We start from the raw sequence: 17,842 nt of genomic DNA, 5'->3' as shown, positions 1-17,842 counted from the left end.
AAGTTAAGTAAAAACTTAACGATTTGATCTATTTGAAACTATTAAACCGAGTCCAGCAGCTATTGGTCCGTATGAAACTAAATAGTTATTACCCATACTGATGAGTCCAAAGTAAGTACCTAGCGTGATACCTATTCCAATAATTAAAAGAAAACAGCCTACTAAGAAATATTCTCTCCTATGGCTCTTATAGCTTCCGTCGAGCGCTTTATTCAACAAATGATTATCTACGTATCTAAGGACCTCGCTAATTTCTTTTTCTTCTAATCCGAGTTGGGCTAATTCCTTTCTAATCTCTCCAAAATCTCTACCTTTTCGTGCTTCTTCAAGTGCAAAGTCGATCAACTTAGACTTATCCATCTCAAATAATGTTTACTTCTGGAGTGAGTAAAATGCCAAATTTGTCGCTCACGGACTGCTGTATTTTAAAAGCAAGGTCTTTTAAATCCAGACCTTTTCCATTACCATAATTAACTAGAACTAATGGCTGGTTTTTATGAACTCCAATTTCACCGAAAGTTTTACCCTTCCAACCGGCTTGTTCGATTAGCCAGGCCGCCGGTATCTTAACCATACCCGACGGTAGGGCATAGCTAGGAATATTGAGAAAAGTAGCTTTTAAGCCTTCATAGTCTATTTTATCTATTTCTGGGTTTTTGAAAAAGCTACCAGCATTTCCGATTTCTGCTGGGTCTGGAAGTTTACTTTGTCTGATATGAATTACAGCATCACTGATCGCTTTGATGGAGATTTCAGTCACACCCAATTCATCTAGTGTTGTTTGAATGGCGCCATAAGAAGTATTAAAACTTGCTTCTTTATTAAGCTTAAAGACAACGGAAGTAATGATAAATTTTCCTTTCAGAGCCTTTTTGAATACGCTTTCGCGATAGCCAAATTCACATTCCTTATTATTGAATGTTTTCAACACTCCAGTAGCAATTTCAAGAGCTTCAAGAGATTCAAATACCTGACGTATTTCCACTCCATAAGCACCAATATTTTGCATAGGTGCCGCCCCAACTGTACCGGGAATTAATGAAAGGTTTTCCACTCCAGCCCATTGTTGACTAATACAGTGTAGTACGAATTCATGCCAGTTTTCGCCGGCAGCTACTTTTACGAAAATATGCTCTTCATTTTCTTCGACGACCTCAATGCCTTTGAGTTCATTTTTAAGCACAAGCCCTTGAAAATCTTGCGTCAGGAGTACGTTACTTCCACCACCGAGTACCAATAAAGCATCCGACCCTTGTTCTGCTAAAGCACTTTGAAGTTTGGTTACGGTATGAAATGCGATAAAGCGCTTGGCTTTGGCTTCTATGCCAAAGGTATTATATGGTTTTAGAGATACGTCCTCTTTGAAACTGGTCATTAGCTGTCTAGTAGCCTTCTGTGATAGTTAAGTTGACCCAAGTGATAATTAAGATGGCCATAGAGGTGATGTATGAAGTAACTCGTTGTCATTTCTTTACCAAAAACATTCACAGGGAAGTTGTCCTCAAGTTGTGTGTCTGTAAGGTTAGAAAGTGTTTCAAGAACAATTTTCTTAGTCGCTTTGATCTCATTTACCATTTCAGACTTCTTAACGTCCTTTAAATTAAATTCATCATCCCGCTGTCTAATATACCCAGAGCCACCGAGCATGGAACCGATAAAATGTCTCAGGTTACCACAAATGTGAAGGATTAGGTTTCCACCAGAATTGATAACATCGCCATTAACGCGCCAAAGATTTTCTTCTTTTTGGTAATTCTTTAACTCTGCCAGAACAAGGTCTAAGTCTCGTTCATATAGATCGTGAAGTGCTTGTGTGCTTACATTCATAATTGTAGATCAGATTTAATTGCCTCAATTTTGGTTTCAAGGCTCGCTTTAGTTTCATCATAAGCTTCTTTTGATTCCAAAGGTTCATTTACACTGATATAGAATTTAATCTTAGGTTCAGTACCAGATGGTCGAGCGGAGATTTTAGAGCCATCGGCTAGAAAAAACTGTAATACATTCGACTTTGGTAAGTCTATAGCAATTGTCTCGCCAGTTTCTAAATTCTTTTCCGTTGATGCCGCGTAATCGCAAATTCTAGAAACTTTGCTCCCTGCAATCAATTGAGGTGGGTTAGACCTGAACTGAGACATCATGTTTTGAATTTCTTCCGCACCATCTTTACCCTTTTTCGTCATGGAAATTAAAGTCTCTAAGTAAAAGCCATATTTGGTATAGATTTCGGCCAAGAGATCAAACACTGGAAGTCCTTGATCTTTTGCCCATGCAGACATTTCAGCCAACATAGCACAAGAAGCTACGGCATCTTTGTCTCTAACAAAGTCACTAATCATATAGCCGTAACTTTCTTCACCACCACCGATAAATTCTTTTTTACCTTCCAGTTCCTTTATCAGTGCAGCTATAAATTTAAAACCAGTCAATGTACTTGGGCAATCTACTTTGAAGTCTGCGGCAATGCTGTCCAATATATCAGAAGTAACTATGGTCTTGATAATCATCTGATTACCGTCAATCTTTTTGTTCTCTTGCCATTTTACGAGCAGGTAGTAGATCAACAGAGAAGCCGCTTGGTTTCCGTTAATTAATTCAAACTCACCTTGAGCGTTTTTAGCGGCTATGCCTACTCGGTCTGCATCTGGGTCGGTGGCCATCACTAAATCGGCATCAATTGCTTTTGCTTTTTTCAAGGCCATTGACATCGCCTCTTTTTCCTCTGGGTTAGGATAAACCACTGTTGGGAAATTGCCGTCTGGTGTCGCTTGCTCTTCAACGATAGTCACATTATTGAATCCTTTTCTAGATAGAACTTCTGGTACTAAGGTGATAGAGGTTCCGTGAATAGGGGAGAAAACGATTTTTAGATCTGATTGACGCTTAATTACATCTTCGGCTAGTGTAAGGTCAAGAACGGCCTTCACGTATTGCTCATCAACTTCTTTGCCGATGATTTCTATTTTGCTATCATCTTTTTGGAATTTCACAGATGAGAAACCGTCAATAGCTTGAACTTCCTTAATTATGTTTTTATCATGTGGCGCTATTACTTGTCCGCCGTCGTCCCAATAAGCTTTGTATCCATTGTACTCCTTTGGATTGTGCGAAGCGGTTAAGACTACACCACTTTTACATCCGAGCGTACGAATTGCAAATGAAAGCTCTGGAGTTGGTCTCAAATCTTCAAAAAGGTAAACGTAAATACCATTGGCCGAGAACACAGCGGCAGTAGTTTCTGCAAAAAACTTACTATTGTTTCGGCTATCGTAGGCAATCGCAACTTTTATTTCTTCACTAGGGAAACATTGGAGGAGGTAATTGGCTAAACCTTGAGTAGCCATTCCAATAGTATACTTATTAATTCTATTTGAGCCAGGCCCCATAATTCCCCTCAAGCCACCAGTACCAAATTCAAGGTCTTTATAAAACGAATCGATAAGCTCAGTTTCCGGCATTAACTGTATTTGCCTTTTACTTTCTTCATCGACTGGGCCATTTAGCCACAAATCAATTTTCTGTTGTATTGCTGGATCAATCATGAGGTTCTTTGTTAGCTCAATTTGAGGATTCTTTCATTTCAATAAAAACGAAATGAAAGTAGTATGATCAAAATGAATTTAAATCTTAGAGGCAAAAATAAGTCGCAATGAGTAGCAGCAAAAGTAAATCTGTCTTTTGTCAAAAATAAAATACGTTTTGCCGATTTAGCTTGTATGTTTTATCTGAACTAAAGTTCTTTGTGCCAAATACCCAGATAGATGGACATAGATAAATTGAACGTTGATTTTGCTTTAATCGCTGACAAGATTAATGAGTTGGATGAGCTAGACTATAGCGACGAGCGATATGATGATTTGGAAGAAGAACTTCATGATTTAGAAGATGCTTTCTTAGAAGAGTTTGGTCAGGAATTGGAAGAGGCTATTGCCGATGTTCATGACGAGTTTTGTCCAGACAATGATGTTTTACTTCCTAGTGCTTATTTCGCGAAGAATTACATCCGTAACCAAAGAGATAGCAAAGGAAGATATAGCTATGATATTGAATATGGAGAAGGTGTACCGGTAGAGGTGGATGACTTCCCTGATCAAGAGGTTAAAATTGTACTTGTACCTGGGCCAACCCGATTAATTGTTACGGTTGGAGAGACTGCTAAGCAAGTGGCTTGGAGAGCTCAGAAATAGTATAAACCCAAGAAGATATTTATGCCATTGTGTAGCGAGGTTCCGCCTTGTCGCACAATGGTTTTTTTGTGCATCAAAGAATGGCAGAACACGTAAAGTAATTAATACGTAGAGGATGTTGAGATTTAAATAACTTCTGGTTCAACTGGTTTTAGTCGATCTCTAAAGATGAAATAAACAAAAGGCGCAATAACTGGTAAGGTTATCATAAACACAAGCCACCTATGAGTAATTGGCCTTGCAGCAATATCTAATCCTGTGATAATAAAAGCCGTTACAAATAATACTGCCCCACAAATAAGAAATAGTAAGTTAAAGTCACTTAGGATTGCCTCGAAAAAAGTGCCAAGCGATAGCAAGATGCCACTGACGATTAATAAGATGCCCAATTGCCATTTAGGAATAGGCATTTCAATTTTTCTATGACTTTCTTTCATTATAAGTTTTACTCAATTGCATAAAATAAGTTGTATCCCATTTGACTCACGTTAGAAAAAAAGGGTGACGATTTTTCATTGCCCTAACTAAAACCACTCTTTATACTACTTAACCTCTTCTTTTCCATCTGCATGTAAGGCAAATCTACCTCTCTTTGGATCGTGCGTATGAGCCGATGACGGCCATGGCCAACCCCCAAATTCAGTTCTTTGAAATTGTCCAACGGCTTCTTGAATTTCACTGTTCGTATTCATAACGAAAGGCCCGTATTGTGCCACAGGTTCTCCAATAGGCTTACCTTGTAAAAACAAAAATCTAGTTTTCTGATCACCATTTGAAATATTCGTTTGAACGTCTGCATTTAGCTTTGCCATTTGTCCTTTCACCATTTTGGTGTCATCTATCAACACATCAAAACCTTCGTACATATATAAACTTCGGTTCGCTTCATTGGAAGCGGTCGGTATTTCCAATTTTGCGCCAGGGTCCATTTCAATCAGCCAAATAGCAATCTCGTTACCAGTATTTGCGGCAAATGAATCAGGTGCTGGACTCAAGGATGTTGTGCCTCCAATTGTACCACTGATCACCTTGATCTTAGTTGATTTGTTATTTGAATCTATGATTTCTTTTATTGGAATATCTTCATTCCAAAGCATGGCAAAATGAGCTGGCACATTTTTATTGACTTGTGGTAAGTTCAGCCAGATTTGAAATAGAAGTAGTGTATTCTCATTTTCTTCGTCGAGTAAGGGAAACATTTCAGCATGTTGAACTCCGCCTCCTGCTGTCATCCACTGTACATCTCCATTTCCAAACCTTCCTGCTGCACCTAGTGAATCAGAGTGATCAACTAATCCTTTTTCGGCGATGGTAATGGTTTCAAAACCTTTGTGTGGGTGAGCAGGAAAACCTGGTACATCTTGTCCATGATACATGCTCCAACCATCTTTTCCACTAAAGTCGCTACCCAACTGTCTACCCGATAAGCCTGTTGCTGGTCCTAACTGTCCATTTCCTTTTGGGTAATGATCGTTATGAAACGCGCAAAACAAAAATGGATCTTGTGTTTTCCAAGGGAAATTTAACTGCTCGATTGATTTAATAGAAACTGACATAGCTTATCTTTTATGTACCAACATGTAATTAGTTGTTTTGGTTCTACAATAATTTAACCTTCTATTGAGGCTATAGTTCATAACGTTACTAACTTAAGATCTTCTCAGAAAATATAACTTGTTAGATGCGTTTTTTGACCGGATTATTGATTGCTCTTTTCATTGTTTCTTGCTCTAAAGAACAAGAATTCGTGGGTTCCGAGGTATTGGTTTATGTTAAAAATCAGAATGATGAACGTGGACTCTATCAATCTGATATACTTGGTAAATGGGAACGAGAATTACTTGATGGAGCAGGAGCGGAGTGGAACCCTCAATGGAATGCAGGCTTACAAAAGATGACTTTTTATCACCAAGAAGGGAATGATCAAGTTTTGATGAAGTCTTTCGATACAGGCACAAAGCAGGTTAAATATTTTAAGAATTATGGTTTTTCAACTCCTAAGTTGGGCCCTAATGGTAAAAAGTTATTCTATACACGTTTGAAAAGCGGAAGTAGGCATATTTGGTGGTCTAATATAGATGGAAAGAACAGAAGACAGCTTACGATTGGCGTAGGCTTAAACGGACCATTCTCCATAGCACCAGACGGCAGTAAAATGGCTTATGTTTCTAATAACACAGGTACTTACGAGCTTTATGTGATGGATTTGAATAGTCTGATGATTAAGCAATTAACAGATAATACAAGTATAGAGAAGTTTAGCAGTTGGTCTCCCAAGAGCGATCAAATTGCCTTTACAATGCGCGAGGATAAGGCCAACAGTAAGCCAGATATTTATATCATAAATGCAGATGGTTCAGGTCTAGCACAAATTTCCAATACACCCTATGCGGAAACAGAAGTTTCATGGTCTTTGAGTGGTAAAAAATTAGCATTCCATGGTATAACTGAAAACGATGGGGATCAGATATATACTATTGATATTGCCGACGGTAAATTCACAAAAATCACTTCAGGAAATGACGTTCACAGCGAACCGACTTGGATTCCTGAAAGGCAAAATTAAAGGTTATCGAAAGTAAAGGAGATGTAGTAGTATGAACTAATCTCGGCACCACCAAAGTTGTTGAATTGTTCTCGGTTCAAGACATTATTTCCTCCAATACGAATTGCAGATTTGATTGTCGGGATCTTATAAGTGATTTGAAAGTCTAAGGTGTGGTAGTCTGGAATTGTTCCGTCGACAAATGCGCTTTCCCATTCAAATTCTGATCTAAATCGCCATGATAATTGCGCGGCAAGGTGTCTACCGAGTTTTCTATGGCCAACTGTAAAGTTTAATTTGAAAGGAGGGGTGTTAAAATTAGGGGTTAGTGGATCATCAGAATCTTGACCAATATTTGCGTAAGTAACGTTTACCCCAAAATTGGTTCCTCCATCGCTCGTTACATCATACATCATTTCTAAACCTTCAGTTACGATCAGGCCATCGGAGTTATCAGTGATAAAGAAAAGTTCACTCTGACCAGGGTTATTAGCTTGTTCGGTTGCCAAGGTTAAATCAGTACTCGGGCTGGTTCTAGGTTTAACCACTCTCGTATTGCCTATGAAATTGTTATAGTAGTTTCTGTAATAGATGATTTCGAAGACGCGTTTGTCTTCTACAAGACTCCTATAGCCGATTTCAAAACTCGTTATGCGTTCAGGTTTAATGCCATTAAATCGACTTGCATCTACTATTCCACGTTCTATAATATCTTGATTATCCCGCCTGATCGCCGGAAGATCTATTTGAAAGAAGCTTTCGTCAATGATATTCTCATTAAGGACTAATTTATCATTCACGTCGTCTGCTACGGCTTGATTAAATTCCTCAATCGACCGCTGAAATATAGCATTGTTAGGTAAGTCATAAGGGTCAACGACTTGTCGTAAACCGCCTATTAAGCGTGTATCTCCTAAGTTCTGGTCCAAAAACTGCTCTTGTATATTGGGTAATCGAACACCACGTTGTAGTGAAGCTCTGAAAAAGTTATTCTTCTTGAACTCCCTTACATAGGAGAATCTTTGGCTTGAAACGAAATCGAAATTCTCATTTTTGTCTAGTCTTACCGAAGCAGATAGCTCTACCTTTTCGTTTATTTTCTTGCTTGCCTCGGTATAGAAACCATATTCATAATTCGTAATGTCATTTTCTGGACTATCAGCGAATATAGTACCGTTAGATTCAGGATCGTATTGTCTAACATTCGCACCTACGATTAAACTTTCAAAAAAGTCATCCCATTTGTTGATTTTGTATTCAGCATCTCCATAATAAGCTTTTGATCTATCATAAATGGCTGCACCAAAACTGGGTTCTTGAGATGTGATGATTGCTGTTCTGAGTGAGTCGAAAACGGCAGTTCCGGGGACATAACGATTATCGTATTGGTTGCCGGGTGCACCACTATTAGTAATTAGCCTCACCCCATCTCCACGTCCGGCCACTCTCAGTCCACCAAACTTCCAGAGGTTCTCAAATTGATTAAACCAAACATCGTCTGGTTTGGCAGTTTGAACCAAAGTTTCTCCTAATAGACCTACATTAAAAGAGTCTCCTGAATTTTGGCCTACAGTATATCCTCTTACCGTAAAGTTTTTGCCTTTGATTTCGGCTTTATACTGTGAGATTTCAAAATCGCGTAAAGCAATTCTATCATTTGTTGTAATCATAGTGGATGCCTTGCCATAAAAGCCAGCTAAAATCACTTCAGTTTCTGGATTTAACTTAAAGTGCAATGCACCATTTAGTTTTACACTTTCAGCATTATAATCAACCAAATCTCCTTCTTGGTAGCCTGATCTTGTTACTGCAAAAACTGAATCCCTGTCTGAACCCGCGTTTCGTGGTAGAATAAGGAAAGCAGCTCTATCATCGCCATAGACATTGACGCCGTTTACGCCTTGGTTATCAACATAGTGTTCCGTTTCCCATGGAAACCCTGGGCCTATATTCGTATAGTTTCTCGCTCTAAAGTCTTCGCCTTCAAGACGTGAAGCATTTATCTTAAAAGCAATTTTATCTTTAACGATGGCTTTGGCATATCTGGCGGAAAGTTCTTGTATGAAGCTATTGCCGAAAGTGAAGAATTTAGGATCAAACATTTCAGTCCTAATTGACGCACCTTTTGCTTCTAGGCTTAAGCCTTGATATTCGAATGGGTTTTTCGTTCTTACGTCTAGCACACCATTGAATATTCCTTGCCCAAATCTAGCAGTGGTAGGACCAGGGATAAGTTCTAAAGATTCCACGTCAAGAGTTGTTGCGCCTACAACGTTACCCAAAGAAAAACCTAAGCCAGGGGCTTGACTATCAATACCATCTGTAAATTGTTTAAAGCGCTGGTTGGTAGAAGAATTGAAGCCACGGGCATTTACGGTATTAATAATAATGCTTTGTGTGGCCACATCTACGCCTTTCATATTCATTACAGCGTCAGTAAAATTGAATGATGCAGTATTTCTGAGTGCAGCTAATTCAAGCTTTTCAATTTGGATAGGAGAGCGGAGTTTCTCTTGTTCAATTTTTTCGCCTGAAACTACGAATTCATCAAGCTCAAACACTTGTTCTTCGAGTTCCATAACAATAAAGTCATCTATTTTAGTCAAGTTGAACCTTTTGCTACGGTAACCAATTGCCGAGAACTCTAATTCAATTGGTAAAAGGTCTAGTGTTAATACCAATGCAAACTCACCGTTTTCGCCAGAAGATACGCCAACTTTCCTTTTGCTTGTGCTTAAGGATGGAATACTTACAGAAGCATAAGGGATAATCTCTTTTGTACTTTGGTTGATGATTCTTCCCTTGAGTGTTTGTGTTGTTTGGGTTTTTCCAATACTTATAACACAGAATAGCAGTCCTAGTGAAAAAATAATTGCACGAAGACTGCTACGTTGATCCAATGTAGTTTTAGTTTAGTTAAATATTGAAGTCAAAGAATAAACAATCCTGACTTCCAATAACACTATTCTATTTCAAGAATAGTTGATTTTTATACAAATAAGTTACCCCATTAATTACCAGCAATATTAATAGGTGTTCCTGCAAAATCATTAGGGTTTACACCGTTTAGGTTACCATTAAAGTTTGCGTTCAACGTGTTTATAATCTGATTAAGGATTAAAGCATTACCTCGAGGGTTTAAATGAAGGGCATCAGCAGAGAAAATTCCAAATTCCCCAACGACTGGTAAGAATTCTACCCCTTCAATGTTAATACCTTCTGCAGGGATATCTAAGAACTGGTTGAACCCAGTATATAATTCTTCGAAATAGCTATGGATATCTACCACAACAAGTCTGCCATTAGATGCTGCTGCCACTTGTTCTATAGCTTGGTTGTATTCAGCGATTTTAGCTCTAATAATATCAATTTCGGCTAGTTTTATGTACTGCGACTCTGAAACTGCGTTTTCAGGAAGATTACCAACACTGGTTGGTAGAAATTGCTCGTGACGGTAATAAATAAGTTCATCTCTTACCACTTGTCTTACCTTTAATAATGGTTCGCCATTAACGACGATGTCATGTAAGTCGTTGTCGACAACTTGTACGCCCCATTGGAAAGGTGAGTCTGAAGGGTAAGTAATTACCGGTCGCCGATCTGCAAACGGAAAGCCTGGGTTTAGCGCATAGTACTGATTTAATAAGTTATTATACTGACTGGCAGCAGTCCTCATGTCTCCCAATTTCACCTGTAAACCAATTACATAGGGAGTAATATCAAATTCTACTTCAGTGAAGAATGGAAACTTTAAGAAGTCTGGTATGTTCAATAAAGCACCTTTTGCATTGGGATTTGCCAATAATGCATCAACAACTTCGGTTAAATTTGTCTGAAATACAGCAGTATTTAAAATGTCTCCGTAAGTATGCACGTTAGCGTCAGCCTGGTCGGAGCTTCCTTCTGCACCAGTTACTGAATAACCCAATAGGTCTTCATAGCCAAGGTTTAGGACAAAGAAGCTTGGTTGACTAGCACTTATCTGATCGATAGGAGATTGTGCATTATTCCCTAAATAACTGGTAATGAAATCATTCTCTGTTCTAGCCGCTTGTGTGAAATCCAATACTTGTGCTTTCGGAAACGAGTAGTTTTTCAACTCTGTGTTCACAGGTGCGTAAGCAAATGCTTCACCATTGATAAACTCTTGGAAAAATGTCGTGTCAGCACCTGCTGGAAAAGTCAGTTGATAAGGGCCGACAGAGCCATTTAGGTTATCACCATTTTCGAAAATGTTGAATCCGATTGTATTGCTCGAAGTAGCCGAGAAGTCAGTCGTTTGCCCTAAGCTGTTAAAAAACATTTGAGGCAAAGATTGGGAGGAAGTACTTTCTAAGAGTACTCCATTACTGACACCACTAAAAAGGGACCCTCCTAAGAATACAGTGTTGGATATATCTGCATCTGCCAAAGCTTGCGCGTCAGGCTGTGGTACTTCTGGTGCTTCATAAGAACAAGCAACAGTAAAAAGGCAAATTGATGCCAAAAGTCCCTTTAACAGTGTATTTGGCTTTTTTGTAATTCTTGTCATGTTATTTTTATTGTAAGCCATATGAGAAAGATACATAGTAATAAGAAGTAATTTCAGGGCCGCCGAAACTATTAAACTGTTCGCGGTTCAAAACATTGTTTCCACCAATTCTAAAGGCAGATTGAATTTTTGGTACTCTATAGGTAACTTGAAAATCGAAAGTATTGAAGTCTGGAACTGTTCCATCTACAAAGGAACTTTCCCATTCAAACTCAGATCTAAATCTCCAAGATATTTCAGCACCAAAGTTTTCACCAATCTTATCATTTCCTAAGGTCATATTTAACTTAAAAGGAGGGGTGTTGAAACCAGGTGTTAATGGATCATCATTATCGCTAATGATATTGGCGAATGTCATGTTAATGGCAAAATTAGTTCCTTGGTCACTTGTAACATCATATACTAATTCCAATCCTTGTGTAATTACGTTCTTTCTGGCATTATCACTAACGAAGATGTTTTCACTACTTCCAGGACTTAAAGCTTGTTCTAGGGCCAATTGTAAATCTGTAGAAGGACTAGTTCTTGGTTTTACAACTCGCGTAGTACCTATAAAATTATTGTAATGATTTATATAGTAAACCACTTCGAATAACCTCTTGTTTTCGATTAGACCTCTATAGCCAAATTCAAGACTCGTAATTCTTTCAGGCTTTATTCCACGGAATTGATCTTGACCTACGATGCCTTCTCTCAATAAATCGAAGTTTTCTGTCCTTAGCGACGTGATGTTTAACGGGCCGCTACCAAACCTTACATTATCATTAGCCTCATTGAGTACTTTTTCGTTAAATTTTTCAAGCGAGTTAATGAAGAATGCATTGCCCTGTAGGTCGTATTGATCAACAACTTCAGTTAAACCACCTACTAAACGAATATCTCCAAGGTTTTGGTTAAAATACTGCTCTCTTATGTTAGGCAGTCTTAATCCTGTTTGAATAGAGCCTCTAATAAATTGGCTTTCACCGATTTCTTTTACCAAGGATAGCCTTTGACTACTGACGACATTGAAATTCTCGTTTTTATCAATTCTACCTGAAATCGTTGCCTCTAGTTTATCATTGATTTTCCTTGTTGCTTCTGCATAAAAGCCGAACTCAAAGTTGGTCAAATCATTGCCGATAGAATCTGTGAAAATCGTTCCGTTTGACTCAGGGTCATACATTCTGGCATTGGCACCCACTTCGAATGACTCAAAGAAGTCATCCCATTTATTAACTGTTATGCCTGTTTCAACATGATAGAGTTTAGAGCGATCAAAAATTGCTGCCCCAAATTCTGGGTTCTGCGATTCGATAATTACCTGACGAACTGAGTCAAATGCTGCTGTTCCAGGTTCAAACCTGTTAATGAATTCGCCTTGAGGGAAACTTGAATCAGCAAGTCTTCGCGAATTGGCAAACCCACGTCCTGCTGCAACCAATCTTGTATACTGACTAAACCAGTCTTCGCCTGGCTTGGCCAGCTCTAGAATACTTTCTCCTGTTTTACCCACGTTAAAGGTTTCTCCAGCGTCTTGGCTTGTGGTATAACCTCTTACGAAGTAGTTTTCGTTTTTTAACTCCAGTTTGTGCTGCATGATTTCAAAATCTCTCAAAGCGATTCTGTCATCTCCTGTAATCATTGTTGAGGCTCTTCCGTAAAAAGACTCAGCAATAAGCTCTGTCTTAGGGTTCAACCTGAAGTGAATTGCACCACTAAGTTTTACGTTTTCAGCATTGTAATTGACTAGATCTTCTTCTCTATAACCTTGTCTAGTTGCTTCAAAAAGCGTATCACGCTCTGATGCAATAGGGAAGGAGGGTTCTGAACCAGGTGCTGGGATGCGAATTTCTCTTGGAACAACAACTAAAGCAGACCTGTCGTCTCCGTATACGTTTACACCATTTATTCCCTGAGCTCTCGTTGAATGCGTGTCTTCGAAAATGGCTCCAGGACCAATATTGTCATAGTTTCTGGCTGCAAAATCAGAACCAGATAGGCGGGAAGCGTTCACCTTAAAGGCAACTTTATCTTTTACGATTTCATCGGCGTATCGAACTGATAAATCATGCAAGAAGGTATTACCAATTGCAAAAAACTGAGTATCGAATTGTTCTGTCGCTATGGTAGCGCCCTTTGCCTCAAAGCTTAGACCTTGATAATCGAAAGGGTTTTTGGTGGTCATTAACAAAACACCATTGAATGCACCTGGGCCATATTTTGAGGTCGTAGGACCGGGGATTAATTCTAAGCCTTCAATGTCAAGCGTAGTAGGGCCAACAATGTTACCTAATGAGAATCCTAGACCGGGGGCTTGTGTATCGATACCATCCGTAAACTGCTTAAAACGAAGGTTTGTGGTTGAGTTAAATCCTCTGGCATTGACAGAACTCACGATTATACTTTGAGTCGCTACATCTACACCTTTTAAGTTTACTACAGCATCGTAGAAATTAAAAGAGGGAGAACTTTTTAAATCGGCAATATCCAGTTTTTCAATTTGAATAGGTCGTTTAAGTTCTTCTACGGTAACTTTTTCAGCGGAGATCACAAACTCTTCTAATTCAAATGATTCTGCTTGAAGCGATATTGTCCATGTTTCTTTATCATTCGTTAAAACGAACCTTTTAGTAAGGTATCCTACGGCACTTACTTCTACTTCAGAAGGAAAGTATTTTACAGCCAGTGTATAGGAGCCATCTTCGTTGGCCGATACACCTACAGACCTTCTCGCATACTCTCCACCAACTAATTTTATGTTGGCGAAAGAAACTGGTCGCGTAGTGCCCTCGCGGACAACTTTACCCACAACGAGTTGAGAGAATGCATTGGTGTGACTTATTACTAAAAGGAATAGGGATATGAAAACAGATTTAAGCAATCTTGTTTTCGAGGTACTTTGTGTCAACGTTGTAATTTGTTAGAGTTAGTATTAGCCTGCTAATTCAATAGCAATGCAAACAAAACGTTCTAGAAAGAAAAAGATACTACCGCCCAAAAAATAATTATGCCTTTGGTCTAAAGACTGACAATACTTTTGGGTCTGTCTCCAAAAATGGTCCTTCAATCAGGTCTATACAATAGGGAATGGCTGGAAAAACAGCATCAAGACATTCCCTAATAGATTTAGGCTTTCCAGGTAAGTTTACTATCAGGGCTTTTCCTCTAATACCAGCAGTTTGTCTCGAAAGTATTGCCGTAGGTACATATTGAAGACTTACTTGCCTCATTAATTCCCCAAAACCGGGCATCATCTTATCACAAACTGCCTCTGTGGCTTCAGGGGTTACATCACGTACAGCGGGTCCCGTACCTCCAGTGGTAACAATCAAACAGCAATCTTCTTTATCTGCCATTTGCTTAATGGTACTTTCTATTAAATATTGTTCATCAGGAATGACTTGATAAACGGGTTCCCATTTTGAGGTTAAGTAGCTATTCAGTGTTTCTATAATCGCTTTACCAGAAATATCTTCATAGATTCCCTTGCTAGCTCGATCTGAAACCGTAATAATTCCAATCTTTATTTGCATGTGCTTTCTATTGGCTTGCAAGAAAGGCAGGTTGAAAGATTAATGCAATGGTTACGTCAATCTTATGATCAGATGGTTGACATTTTAAGTATTTAAAGACCATACGAAAAGAGCAAGTAGTAATAAGATGAGATTTCAGGGCTTCCGAAACTATTAAACTGTTCATGGTTCAAAACATTGTTTCCTCCAATTCGAACGGATGATTTTATACTTGGAATGCGATAGGTGAGTTGAAAGTCTAAGGTGTGATAATCTGGCACAGTACCATCTGCGAACGAACTTTCCCATTCAAAAGCTGATCTAAACCTCCAAGTTAATTGCGCTCCAAAAAACCTTCCAAGTCTGTTATTACCAAGTTTCATATTGAACTTAAAAGGAGGGGTGTTGAATCCTGGAGTTAATGGGTCATCATTATTGCTTATGATACTAGCAAATGTCATATTGATAGCCAAATTTGTGCCTTGATCGCTAGTTACATCATAAACGAGTTCCAAACCTTGAGTAATGATGTCCTTTCTGGCATTATCAGTTACAAAGAAAAGGTTACTGGAACTCGGACTAAGTACCTGTTGCATAGCTAGCTGTAAATCTTCGGTGGGACTAGTCCTTGGTTTAATTACTCTTGATGTACCAATAAAATTATTGTAATAATTGAGGTAATAGACAATTTCAAAAAGCCTTTTACCCTCAATAAGACCTTTGTAACCAAATTCAATACTCGTTATCTGCTCGGGTTTAATACCTCTAAATCTATCTTGTTCAATGATGCCATTTCTCAGAATATCGATATTTTCTTTTCTTAGAGCCGAGACATCTATTGGCCCTTCCTTGCCAAACCGAATATCATTATTTGCCTCGTCTTGAACTGTTTCAATGAATTTATCTAATGAATTAATAAAGAAGGCGTTTCCTTGTAGCTCGTATGCATCAACAACATCTGTCAACCCTCCAACTAATTGAATATCTCCTAAGTCTTGATTAATGTATTGTTCTCTGATGTTAGGTATTCTACGACCTGTTTGAATCGCACCTCTTATGAATTGTGAATTACTTATCTGACGGATTAGCGAGACTCTTTGACTACTAACTAGATTGAAATTTTCATTTTTATCAACTCTGCCAGAAAGGGTAACTTCTAATTGTTTATTTATTTGATTTTTAGATTCGACATAAAATCCATACTCAAAATTTGTAAGATCGTTGCCTATTGAATCTGTGAAAATTGTACCGTTAGTTTCTGGGTCATAAAGTCTGATGTTGCTGCCTATTTGCAGGTTGTCTAAAAACCCTTTACCCAATTTTAGATCCATGCCAGTCTCCACATGATATAATTTTGAACGGTCGAATATTGCTGCACCAAACGCCGGATTCTGTGACTGTACAATCACATTTCTTAAAGAATCGAACTGTTCAGTTCCTGGTTCGAATCGATTCAAAAATTGATTGAATGGAAATGAAGAGTCGGCTATTTCACGCGCGTCAAGAAACTCTCTGCCCGATGCCACGAGGAGTTGATACTGCCTAAACCACTCTTCGCTAGGTTTAGCGAGTTCTAAGATGCTTTCTGCAGTTTTACCAATGTTAAAAGTGTTACCTGAATTTTGACTTGTAGAATATCCTCGTACAAAGAAATTATCATGCTTCAACTCGAGTTTATTCTGATGAATTTCAAATCCCCTCAATGCCAGTCTATCATCACTCGAAATGATTGTTGAAGCCTTACCATAGAATGATTCAAAAACAAACTCAGTTTTTGGATTCAAGCGATAGTGGAGTGCTCCACTAAACTTATCATTTTCAGCTGTATAATTAGCTAAATCGCCTTCTTGATAACCTTTTCTTGTAACCTGAAAAACAGTATCCCGCTCTGAAATAATAGGTAGCCCATCAATTACTTGCAAAACTGACTTCGGTTTGATGATGCTTGCCCCTCGATCATCGCCATAAACATTTACACCATTTACACCTTGGTTAAATTCATAATGCTCAGTTTCCCATTCGTAGCCTGGTCCAAGGTTGCGATAATTTTGAGCTCTGAAATCCTGCCCTCTGAGACGAGAGAAATTTACTTTAAACGCTAACTTTTCCTTCACAATTTCATTTGCATACCTCACGGAAATATCGCTGATAAATGCATCTCCTATGGTGAAAAATTTGTCGTCAAATTGTTCTAATGCTATAGATGCCCCTTTGGCTTCTACGCTTAGGCCTTGATAATCAAAAGGGTTCTTTGTAGTCATTAAAAGCACCCCGTTAAAAGCACCTGGCCCGTATTTAGAAGTAGTTGGTCCAGGTATTAATTCTAAATTCTCAATGTCTAAAGAGGTAGGGCCAACAATATTACCTAGTGAAAAGCCGAGTCCTGGGGCTTGGGTATCAATGCCATCGGTAAATTGTTTGAATCGTAAATTTGTGGTTGAGTTAAATCCTCGTGCATTAACAGAATTCACAATGATACTTTGTGTGGCGACATCGACTCCTTTTAAATTGATTACGGCATCATAGAAGTTGAAAGATGCGGTGTTTTTTAATTCAACGACGTTGAGCTTTTCTATTTGAATAGATCGCTTGAGTTCTTCGTTTGTAATTTTCTCGGATGAAACGATGAAGTCATCAAGTATGAATGTTTCTGGTTTCAACGTTATAAGCCAAGTCTTTGGATCTGAGGTTATTGTTACGCTTTTGGTTGTATACCCAACAGCTGTAACATCAACAGTAAATGGGTATGATTTAGGTTTAAAGGTAAAAGTCCCATTTTGCCTAGCCGAAATCCCCAATGACCTACCTTGATATTCTGAGCCCGTTAGTTTTAAGTTGGCAAATGGGATGGGATTCTTACTATTAATATCAATGACTTTCCCATCAACTTGCTGTGCTTTACAATTGCCAATTGATATAAATACTACCAGCAGTATCGACAGGACGAACCTTAGACGTTTAGTAAAAATAATTGTGCGTGTCAATTTAATTTTAGTTGCAATTTTAGTTGCAATTTTAGTTGAAGAACTATGATCCTTTAACGCTGATCATATAAAAAGCTACTAATGAATTGAATAAATTAAAG

13 protein-coding genes are annotated in these 17,842 nt (G+C 38.5%); 2 read left to right on the top strand and 11 right to left on the bottom strand.

The features are described from left to right. Positions 1–15: 15 nt before the first annotated feature. From JXQ92_RS06545 to JXQ92_RS06530, 4 genes are read right to left on the bottom strand one after another with little or no spacing between them, the layout of a single operon-like run. The gene (locus JXQ92_RS06545; RefSeq protein ID WP_421985796.1) at positions 16–360 is read right to left on the bottom strand and encodes a hypothetical protein; all 345 of its coding nucleotides are present in this window, start codon (positions 358–360) and stop codon (positions 16–18) included. A 1-nt stretch (position 361) separates the two neighbouring features. Then, entirely contained in the window at positions 362–1,375 is a 1,014-nt protein-coding gene (gene murB / locus JXQ92_RS06540; RefSeq protein ID WP_421985795.1) for a UDP-N-acetylmuramate dehydrogenase, read from the bottom strand. Further along, positions 1,375–1,827, bottom strand: coding sequence for a DinB family protein (locus JXQ92_RS06535; RefSeq protein ID WP_421985794.1), 453 nt, complete (start codon positions 1,825–1,827; stop codon positions 1,375–1,377). Before JXQ92_RS06535 ends, murB begins: the two co-directional genes overlap by 1 nt. Continuing rightward, positions 1,824–3,542: a phospho-sugar mutase gene (locus JXQ92_RS06530; RefSeq protein WP_421985793.1), complete on the bottom strand. Its 1,719-nt coding sequence runs from the start codon at positions 3,540–3,542 to the stop codon at positions 1,824–1,826. The genes JXQ92_RS06535 and JXQ92_RS06530 overlap by 4 nt, the downstream gene beginning before the upstream one ends. A gap of 219 nt (positions 3,543–3,761) precedes the next feature. Here JXQ92_RS06530 and JXQ92_RS06525 point away from each other — a divergent pair, with 219 nt between their 5' ends. Beyond that, entirely contained in the window at positions 3,762–4,187 is a 426-nt protein-coding gene (locus JXQ92_RS06525) for a hypothetical protein (protein WP_421985792.1), read from the top strand. Positions 4,188–4,312: 125 nt separating this feature from the next. Here JXQ92_RS06525 and JXQ92_RS06520 read toward each other — a convergent pair whose 3' ends face one another. Then, positions 4,313–4,624 (bottom strand): hypothetical protein, encoded by a 312-nt coding sequence (locus JXQ92_RS06520; protein WP_421985791.1) that lies wholly within the window; start codon positions 4,622–4,624, stop codon positions 4,313–4,315. Positions 4,625–4,729: 105 nt separating this feature from the next. Next, complete coding sequence (locus JXQ92_RS06515) at positions 4,730–5,743, bottom strand: pirin family protein (protein ID WP_421985790.1); 1,014 nt, start codon at positions 5,741–5,743, stop codon at positions 4,730–4,732. Between the two features lie 125 nt (positions 5,744–5,868). Here JXQ92_RS06515 and JXQ92_RS06510 point away from each other — a divergent pair, with 125 nt between their 5' ends. Continuing rightward, a complete protein-coding gene (locus tag JXQ92_RS06510; RefSeq protein WP_421985789.1) occupies positions 5,869–6,753 on the top strand; it encodes a TolB family protein in 885 nt (294 codons plus the stop codon). Here the strand turns inward: JXQ92_RS06510 and JXQ92_RS06505 are convergent. The 5 genes from JXQ92_RS06505 to JXQ92_RS06485 all read right to left on the bottom strand — a co-directional run bounded on the left by JXQ92_RS06505 (position 6,750) and on the right by JXQ92_RS06485 (position 17,741). Next, entirely contained in the window at positions 6,750–9,632 is a 2,883-nt protein-coding gene (locus JXQ92_RS06505) for a carboxypeptidase-like regulatory domain-containing protein (protein ID WP_421985788.1), read from the bottom strand. The two genes, JXQ92_RS06510 and JXQ92_RS06505, sit on opposite strands and share 4 nt — an antisense overlap. A gap of 110 nt (positions 9,633–9,742) precedes the next feature. Next, positions 9,743–11,263 (bottom strand): hypothetical protein, encoded by a 1,521-nt coding sequence (locus JXQ92_RS06500; RefSeq protein ID WP_421985787.1) that lies wholly within the window; start codon positions 11,261–11,263, stop codon positions 9,743–9,745. A gap of 7 nt (positions 11,264–11,270) precedes the next feature. Continuing rightward, positions 11,271–14,153 carry a TonB-dependent receptor gene (locus JXQ92_RS06495; RefSeq protein ID WP_421985786.1) on the bottom strand — a complete coding sequence of 961 codons (2,883 nt, stop codon included), beginning with the start codon at positions 14,151–14,153 and terminating at the stop codon, positions 11,271–11,273. A 97-nt stretch (positions 14,154–14,250) separates the two neighbouring features. Next, positions 14,251–14,778: a molybdopterin adenylyltransferase gene (gene mog, locus JXQ92_RS06490; RefSeq protein WP_421985785.1), complete on the bottom strand. Its 528-nt coding sequence runs from the start codon at positions 14,776–14,778 to the stop codon at positions 14,251–14,253. 92 nt (positions 14,779–14,870) lie between these two features. Further along, positions 14,871–17,741 carry a TonB-dependent receptor gene (locus JXQ92_RS06485; protein ID WP_421985784.1) on the bottom strand — a complete coding sequence of 957 codons (2,871 nt, stop codon included), beginning with the start codon at positions 17,739–17,741 and terminating at the stop codon, positions 14,871–14,873. Between the last annotated feature and the right edge of the window lie 101 nt (positions 17,742–17,842).

Source organism: Roseivirga sp. (genome assembly GCF_049099775.1).
Classification (GTDB): Bacteria; Bacteroidota; Bacteroidia; order Cytophagales; family Cyclobacteriaceae; genus Roseivirga.
Note: the sequence above shows the minus strand (reverse complement) of the source record. Positions and strands in the feature narration are given on the sequence as shown.